We start from the raw sequence: 6,339 nt of genomic DNA, 5'->3' as shown, positions 1-6,339 counted from the left end.
GAGTACCAGTTCAACCCGAATTGGTCGGCGAAAGTCGAATATCAACACTTCGATTTCAGCCTCGACAACAATAACTGGGCCTGGAACTCGGACAATAACTGGAAGCTCTTCAAGAACGACGTGACGGCCGACACCGTGAAGCTTGGTATCAACTATCGCTTCGTTTCTACGCCCGCCGCATACGTGCCGCTGAAGTAGCCCCCGAGCGAGGCAACGTTGACCGACGCAGCGGCGAGCACGGCGCGCCGCTCCCGGTCAAGCTTCCTGCTCGCGGGCCCGGTAACAAAAAAGCGGAGGCCGATAGCCTCCGCTTGGCGATAGCGGGGTTTCTGTCGCCTGGAACACCAGAGGCGCGCCAGGCGACACAAGACTTAGCTGACCAGGCTCGGCAGGAACATCGCGATCTGCGGGAAGAAGCAAATCAGGACGACGCCGACAAACATCAGACCCACGAACGGCAGCGCGCCCCACATGACCGTCGACAGCGAGATATCGGGCGCGATGTTCTTGATGACGAACAGGTTCAGCCCGACAGGCGGATGAATGAGGCCCATCTCCATCACGATGGTCATAACGACGCCGAACCAGATCAGGTCGAAGCCGGCGGCCTTGAGCGGCGGCAGGATGATCGGTGCCGTCATCAGGATGATAGACACCGGCGGAAGGAAGAAGCCGAGCATCACCACGAAAAGAAGGATCGCGGAAAGCAGCTCCCATCTCGACAGGCCAAGCGACGTCAACCACATCGCCGCGCTTTGCGAGATGTGCAGATAGCTCATGACGTAGGAGAACAGCAGCGAGAACCCGATGATAAGCAAGAGCATCGAGCTTTCGCGCATGGTGCCTGTCAGGATCGGCATCAGCCGCTTCGGCCGCCATACGCCATACATCAAGCCGATCACGAGGAGCGCAAGGATGGCGCCGACGCCCGCGGTTTCAGACGGCGTCGCATACCCTGCGTAAAGCACCACCATGACGCCCGCGAGGATGGTGACGAACGGCATCACCCAGGCGACCATGGAGATCTTCTGGCGCAGCGTATAATGATCCTCGTGCAGGATGGCGGCGTTCTTTGCCGTTTCCCCGCGCTGTACCGCGGCTAGCGCCTGCCGCTTTTCGCGGCTGAACTTCCAGGACGCGTAGAGCGCGAAAAGCACGATCAGAAGCAGGCCCGGACCGATGCCCGCGAGGAACAGCTTCCCGAGCGAAACCTCTGCGGCCACGGCATAGAGAAGCATGGTGACCGAAGGCGGAAGCAGGATGCCGAGCGTACCGCCGGCCGCAATGATACCTGCGGCGAGACCGGGCGAATATCCGCGCTTGCGCATCTCCGGGATACCGGCCGAGCCGATGGCCGAGCACGTTGCGGGCGATGAACCCGCCATGGCCGCGAAGAGACCGCAGGCGAGCGTGTTCGCCACGCCGAGACCGCCGGGAACCTTGTGCAGCCAGGCGTGAAGCGCGGAGTAAAGGTCTTTGCCCGCATCGGATCGCCCGATCGCCGCGCCCTTCAGAATGAACAGCGGGATGGCGAGCAGGATGACGTTCGCCAGCTCTTCATAGACGTTCTGAGCGATGGTATCGACCGACGCTCGCGGCATGAAAAGGAACATGAAGATCGTCGCGACCACACCCAGCGCGAACGCGATGGGGATGCCCGAGAACATGATGACAAGCGTCGCTGTGCAGTAGGCGATGCCGATCGTGGCCGGAGAATAGCCCTGAAGCAGAGGCATCACCGGACGCTGCCACAGAACCAGCGCCGCGAAGGCGGCAAGGCCCAGCACCAGCATGATGATCGACCGCTCGCCAACCTGCAGCGCGATCTGCAGCGCGAGCACGGCAAAGCCGACCGTCATCACGAGATAGGGGATCCAGAGCGGAGCCCCCCACGACGACTGCGAGATCTGCCCTTCAACCCAGGCTTCATGGAACAGCGCGCCCGCCTTCCACGCGATAAACGCGATGAAGATGAGCGAGACAGTGTCGATGAAAACGTCCCGCACAACCTTCGCCCGGCGTGGAAGGAAGGACGCAAGGATCTCGATGCCGATATGTCCCCGGCGCGCTTGCACGGCGGCCGCCGACAGGAAGACGGCGCCGGCAACCAGAAACACTTCCATCTCATCCTGCCAGACCATGCCCTGGCCGGTGGAGTGTCCGAGGAGGACGCCAACCGTCAGAACCCCCGAGGCGACGATGAGCGAGAGGGACGCGAGATTGAAAAGAAGATCGACGAACCGTCGAAAAGCACCCCGAAGGATGCTTTCGCCAGAATAATCGACCTTGCCATGATCCGCCAGAATGGCGTCGGAATGAAGCTCGCCCGCCGACATCAGGAGACCGAACGTGCGCTGGCCAGAAGTTCAGCGGCTTCGGTGGACTTCGACGCGAAATCCTTCCAGGCCGTCTCTTCGGCGATCTTGGTCCACGCCGCAAGCTCTTCCGGCTTCAGGTCGACGACCGTCTTGTTGAGACCCGCGTAGAGCTTCGCGATGGCTTCGTCGTCCTTCTTCGCCTCGGCCGTGCCGAACCATTCCATTTCCTGGCCGACGTCGACGATGATCTTCTGCTGGTCGGCTGGCAGGGAGTCGAAGATGTCCTTCGACATCAGAAGCGGCTCGCACATGAACCAGATGGCGCCCGTGCGCGCGGTGGTGATGGAATTGCAGAGTTCTTCAACGCGGAAGGACATAAGGCTCGTCGAAGAGGTCAACGCGGCGTCGAGCGCGCCCGTCTGCATGCCGAGATAGATTTCGTTGGACGGCATGGTGGAAACCTGCGCGCCCGCCGCTGTCAGCATGAGGTCGAATTCGCGGCTGCCGCCGCGGATCTTCAGGCCCTTCACGTCATCCGGAACGCGAATCGCCTTCTTGAGCGACGCAGCGCCGCCTGCCTGCCATACCCAGGTAATGAACTTCACGCCCTTGGCTTCGGCGATCTTGGCAAGCGACTGACCGATCGGGGCATCCTTCCACTTCGCGCCCTGTTCGTAGGACGTGACGAGAAGCGGCATCAGGCCGAGATTCAGCGCCTGAACCTCGCTGCCGGCATAAGGGAGGGGATAGAGCGAGAAGTCGAGAGCGCCTTTGCGCAGCGCAGAAAACTGCGCGAACGTCTTCATGAGAGACGAGCCGGGATAGATCTCGAATTTCAGCGCGCCATTCGTGCGCTTCTCGACCTCGGCTGCGAACCGCCTCACGAGACGATCACGGAAATCGCCCTGATCGATCGTGCCGCCCGGGAACTGATGAGAAATCTTCAGCGTGCGGACACCTTGCGCCCGAAGCAGTCCAGGCGCGGCTATGGAAAGGGCAGCGCCGCCGATGAATGCCCGTCTCGAAATCATGGCGTTCTCCAAATCTATAATCAGGGGGTCGTTCCGTCCGCCTTTCTTATAGCATCCGCCCGTCGCGGGAAGGGATTCATTGACGGACTATACTTTGGTCTAAATCGTATGCAAAACACCTAAAAATGGACACAAAAATTGGGAAATAGCGGCGTTCGTTTGCGTTTTTTGCGCGAAATCCTTGTCAATTTCCAAGGTTGATTTGGCAGCGCAAGCCGGGGGTGTGACGTTTATGCCCAGTTATAATTAACTACTTTTTTGCGATTGGATTCAAAAGGCTGGTTGATCCCCATCGGTCGCGCCTACCTTTGCGCGATTTGCTATGCCGAGCATAGGCTTGTCCGTTCTTGTATGGGCCAGTGAGCGACCGGTTGCGTAATCAGCGCCGACAAGACTTCTGGCCAACTGTGCCCCTTTGAGCCGTCGTCGCCTGTCCTGCGGAGGTGCGGCGCGGTGGGCTTTGACGATCGCATTGAAGTGCTCGCGTGCCCGCTTACCGCCCCAACCGGCCGTCACCCGTCTGCCGAGGACAGCAAGCGCGTGCGGGCTCGCTTGCGATGGAATAAACAGAGCCATCTGCGCTTCACCCGTCGTGCTACGCCTCCTTCAAGCGGTTGATCAGCCAGCGGCCTGCGGGGCCGGGTGGGGCATCGGTGCGGTAAGTGGCGTACATCGGCATGATGAAGTTGGCGCCATCGGCATCCTGAAGCTCGATTTCGACAAGCTCGCCTTCCGCGAGGTCTCGTTCGACCATATCGAAAGGCATGCTGCCCCAGCCGAGCCCCTCGCGCAGAAACGCGTGCTTGGCGCTCATGTCCGCCAGCCGCCAGTTGCGTGGAGACAGCACGTTGAATTCCTGCCCTTCCGACAGGTCCGTGCGATCGGTCAGCACGAGTTGCAGATGATCGGCCAGCAGGCAGCGCGGTATCGGGCCATGAAACGAGGCAAGCGCATGCCGGGGCGAGGTGACGACCACCATCCGCACCCCGAGAAGACGCTCGCGCAAAAGCTCCGGCCGCTCCAGCGTCAGGGAGCCCATCACGCCGAGCGCACACTGGCGCGACAAGACGGCTTTGGCGACGCCGCCGAGCGCTTCGACGTAAAGCCGGAGCGACGTTCCGGGGAACACGGAGCCGAATAGCGCGGCGACCTTTGTCAGCACACGCATCGGAAACATCACGTCCACGACAACCGACAGTTCGGGCTCCAGCCCGGCGGCCATCCCTTTTGCCCTCGCTTTAAGCGCGTCCGTCGCTCGCAGGATGCCTTTTGCGTCCGCCAGAAGAATCCGTCCCTGGTCGGTCAGCACCGGATAACGACCCCTCCGGTCAAACAGCGCCACGCCAAGCTGCGCCTCAAGATTGAGGATGGTCTGGCTGATCACCGACTGAGCACGATTGAGCCGCCTGCCGGCAGCGGAAAAGCTTCCCTCCTCGGCGGCGGCGATGAACAGACGCAATTGGTCGAGCGAGAGAGTGTCCAGCATACCTATCCGACTGAGCGATATTACTTATCGAAATATATAGCCTGTTCCGCTGGATTTCATCCTCTATCTTAACAGTCACGTCATACGGCGCCAGCCGCATGCAACCGATCTCGGAAGGAATTCAGCCTTGAAACTCCTGCACATCGATTCAAGCGTTCTCGGGCAGCATTCTGTCTCCCGCGCGCTATCGGCCGAAACCGTCGCGCGCCAGCGCGCGCTCCATCCAGGCATCGAGGTGGTATATCGCGACCTCGTCGCAGAGCCGCTGCTGCATCTGTCGCCGGCTCACATTGCGGTTTTCCAGGGTGCGGCGCCAGAGAACGACACGCTTGCGGCCGACATCGCCGATGGCGCGAAACTTCTCGACACCGTTTTTGAGGCGAGCGTCCTCGTCATCGGCGCGCCCATGTACAATTTCGGGATTTCGAGCCAGCTCAAGGCGTGGGTGGACCGCATCCTGATCGCGGGCCGCACCTTCCGCTATACGACCGAGGGTCCGGAAGGTCTTCTGCCGGGCGGCAAAAAAGCCTTCATCGTCTCATCGCGAGGCGGCTCCTATGGACAGAAGGCGGCCGATCATCAGGAAGACCATTTGAAGATCGCCCTTGGCTTTATCGGCATCACCGACATCTCCATCATCCGAGCAGAGAACATCAGCCGCGGTGCGGATGCGCGCGAGGCCGCGCTCGCCGCCGCGCGCGAAGAAATTTCTTCTCTTGCTGCCTGAAACATCAAACAAAAGGTAAGACCGAATCATGAAAATCAGCCGAAAATTTCTAGCCGCAGCGTTCGTCGCCCTGCCGATGCTCTCGCTTCAGGCTTCCGCCCAAGCTCCGACCGAAGTCGCCCCGGCGGCCGTTCAGGAAGGGACGTACACGGTCGAAGCCAGCCACACCCGCGTGCTTTTCGCCGTGTCGCATATGGGCTTTTCGACCTGGTATGGCGAGTTTACCGGCGTCTCCGGCAAGCTCACCCTCGCGCCCGCATCCATCGAAAAAAGTTCGCTCGATATCCGTATCCCGACGAAATCCATCTCCACCAGCAACGCCAAGCTCGACGGCGAACTGAAGGCCGCCGACTGGCTCGACGCCGGGAAATTCCCGGAAATCACTTTCAAGGCGAAGCAGATCGAACGGACGGGCGACCGCACCGCGAAGGTGACGGGCGACCTGACGCTCCACGGCGTGACGAAGCCCGTGACGCTCGATGCGGTGTTCAACGGTGCCGGAACGAACCCGATCAACAAGCAGTACACGGTAGGCTTCGAGGCGACCGGCGCCATCAAGCGCAGCGATTTCGGCGTGAAGACTTACGTGCCCCTCATCGGCGACGACGTGAAGATCATTATCAGCGCCGCTTTCGAGCGGAATGGCGGGGCCGGTTTGTGATCGCAGCCTGACGGGCCGACGCCACTCTCCATGGAAGCCTCGGCGAGAAACTGAAGAGGCGGCGATTGCTCGCCGCCTCTTCAACATGTTCTGCAAGCACCCGCTCGCTCTCCGCG

Annotated in this window: 6 protein-coding genes and 1 pseudogene; 3 read left to right on the top strand and 4 right to left on the bottom strand. The window is 60.9% G+C overall.

Annotated elements, in window-relative coordinates:
• Positions 1–198 (top strand): outer membrane protein (locus tag QM659_RS14865; RefSeq protein ID WP_415189013.1); only part of this gene is annotated, 198 nt, incomplete at its 5' end.
• Positions 199–371: 173 nt separating this feature from the next.
• Here the strand turns inward: QM659_RS14865 and QM659_RS14860 are convergent.
• The 4 genes and pseudogenes from QM659_RS14860 to QM659_RS14845 all read right to left on the bottom strand — a co-directional run bounded on the left by QM659_RS14860 (position 372) and on the right by QM659_RS14845 (position 4,835).
• Complete coding sequence (locus QM659_RS14860) at positions 372–1,736, bottom strand: TRAP transporter large permease (RefSeq protein ID WP_415189014.1); 1,365 nt, start codon at positions 1,734–1,736, stop codon at positions 372–374.
• Positions 1,737–1,823: 87 nt separating this feature from the next.
• Positions 1,824–2,336 (bottom strand): annotated as a pseudogene (locus tag QM659_RS14855) (TRAP transporter small permease); the annotation flags it as partial.
• Positions 2,336–3,349 (bottom strand): TRAP transporter substrate-binding protein DctP, encoded by a 1,014-nt coding sequence (dctP, locus tag QM659_RS14850; RefSeq protein ID WP_415189012.1) that lies wholly within the window; start codon positions 3,347–3,349, stop codon positions 2,336–2,338. The gene dctP and the pseudogene QM659_RS14855, both read right to left, overlap by 1 nt.
• Before the next feature lie 595 nt (positions 3,350–3,944).
• On the bottom strand, positions 3,945–4,835 hold the full coding sequence (locus QM659_RS14845; RefSeq protein ID WP_415189011.1) for a LysR family transcriptional regulator: 891 nt from the start codon (positions 4,833–4,835) through the stop codon (positions 3,945–3,947).
• 127 nt (positions 4,836–4,962) lie between these two features.
• On the opposite strand from QM659_RS14845, the gene QM659_RS14840 reads away from it, so the two are divergent.
• Both QM659_RS14840 and QM659_RS14835 read left to right on the top strand, forming a co-directional pair.
• Positions 4,963–5,562: an FMN-dependent NADH-azoreductase gene (locus QM659_RS14840; RefSeq protein ID WP_415189010.1), complete on the top strand. Its 600-nt coding sequence runs from the start codon at positions 4,963–4,965 to the stop codon at positions 5,560–5,562.
• Between the two features lie 28 nt (positions 5,563–5,590).
• Complete coding sequence (locus QM659_RS14835) at positions 5,591–6,223, top strand: YceI family protein (protein ID WP_415189009.1); 633 nt, start codon at positions 5,591–5,593, stop codon at positions 6,221–6,223.
• Positions 6,224–6,339 lie beyond the last annotated feature (116 nt).

Origin of the sequence: Rhodomicrobium sp. (genome assembly GCF_047605405.1) — a bacterium.
In the GTDB taxonomy this organism is placed as follows: domain Bacteria; phylum Pseudomonadota; class Alphaproteobacteria; order Rhizobiales; family Rhodomicrobiaceae; genus Rhodomicrobium; species Rhodomicrobium lacus.
Note: the sequence above shows the minus strand (reverse complement) of the source record. Positions and strands in the feature narration are given on the sequence as shown.